Source organism: Faecalibacterium sp. An192 (assembly GCF_002160175.1).
Classification (GTDB): Bacteria; Bacillota; Clostridia; order Oscillospirales; family Ruminococcaceae; genus Faecalibacterium.
On sequence record NZ_NFKB01000126.1, the window covers coordinates 1 to 1,441 of the forward strand.

Annotated in this window: 2 protein-coding genes; both read right to left on the reverse strand. The window is 57.7% G+C overall.

The features are described from left to right. Nucleotides 1–1,097: hypothetical protein (locus B5F27_RS16205; RefSeq protein WP_087369067.1), on the reverse strand; the 1,097-nt coding region annotated here is incomplete at its 3' end. Between the two features lie 84 nt (nucleotides 1,098–1,181). Further along, on the reverse strand, nucleotides 1,182–1,441 hold a 260-nt coding region (locus B5F27_RS16210; protein ID WP_144066572.1), incomplete at its 5' end, for a GHKL domain-containing protein.

A 1,441-nucleotide genomic window follows, 5' to 3' on the forward strand; every position in this document is an offset into this window, starting at 1 on the left:
ATGACGCCGGGATTGGCCACCATCTTGCATCGGATGCAGCGCTGTTCCTGAGGCAGCGCCAGATTGGCATGGATGGCGTTTTCCAGGGCGTTGGCCAGAACGATGGCCAGCTCGCCTTCGTCCACAGGAAGATCGTCGGGCAGGGCGATTTTGGCCTCTACCGGAATGCCCTGGTTTTGAGCCTGCCCGAAGTAGGAGGAAAGGACCGCGTCCAGGACCGGCGGCCGGCACCAGCAGACGGTTTTCTGTTCATCCAGCCGCTGTTGGGCGGCGTCCAGAAAATCCAGCGCCGCGTCGGTGTCGCCCCGGGATACCAGCTCGGCCACCGTCTGAAGCCGGTGGCGCAGGTCATGGCGCTGAATGCGGATGCTGTCCTCCACTTCCTTTACTTTCTGCAGCTTTTCTTTCAGGGAGGAAATCTGCATGGTCAACAGCGCAGCGCTCTGGCGTTCCATCTGGATGCGGTATTGGCCAAAAAGGCTTTTGAATACGGCGACATAGACAGCGATCAGCGGGATGACGGCCGCGTAGACATAGATGCACTGCAGTTTGCTTTCGAGGTAACTGCCGGGCCAGGAAGCCACAAAAATCAGGTAGACGCAAAACACGCAGGGGATCAAGGTAAGGACGCCCCAGTTGGCTGGGATGACTTTGATCAACATGCGGAAGTGCCGCCGCAGAAAATGCCATTCCAGATAAATGACCGACCCGTAAAATGCGATCATAAATAGAATGTTGGCGAGCGCAGAGAGGTGAAACGATTCTGTTATCAGGCGGATAGAGGAGACCGCCAGAATGGACAGGAGGATCTGGGACATGTAATTGAAAACCGCCTGTGCAGGGGGGTCGTTGGCTGCCCAGTATGTGAAAAAGGTGGCCGGCACAGAGATGGTAAGGAAGAACAGGCGCAGCAAAAGCAATTCTCCGCCGATCCACAGCAAAGCCAGACTGGAACCGACGACCCAGGCGCTGTAGAGCGCCATGATGCACAGCAGCTTTCTGCGCCCAAAGCGGAATTCCGTAAGGCTGGCCATCATTCCCACCGTCATGCAGGTGATTAAAAAAGCGCGAAAGACTAGAAAAAATACATTGGTCATGGCGTTTTCTCCTGCGGCCCGCAGCCGCGTCCGGTTTCCTTGAAATCTGCGTCTGCGGCACGGGCCGGCGGCGTTTCAGCCTCGTCACAATACCATCTGCATCCGGAACCATCCGCCGGTCTGATCAAACTGGCAGACAGCCCCATTTTTGCGGCAGAAGGCGGAGATGGACTGCACCCCCAGGCCGTGGCCTTCCTGCCGGGCTGTCGGCAGGCCGTCGATGTCAAAGACAACATCCCCGGCGCACGGATTGGCAATTTCCAGCATGACGCCGGGATTGGCCACCATCTTGCATCGGATGCAGCGCTGTTCCTGAGGCAGCGCCAGATTGGCATGGATGGCGT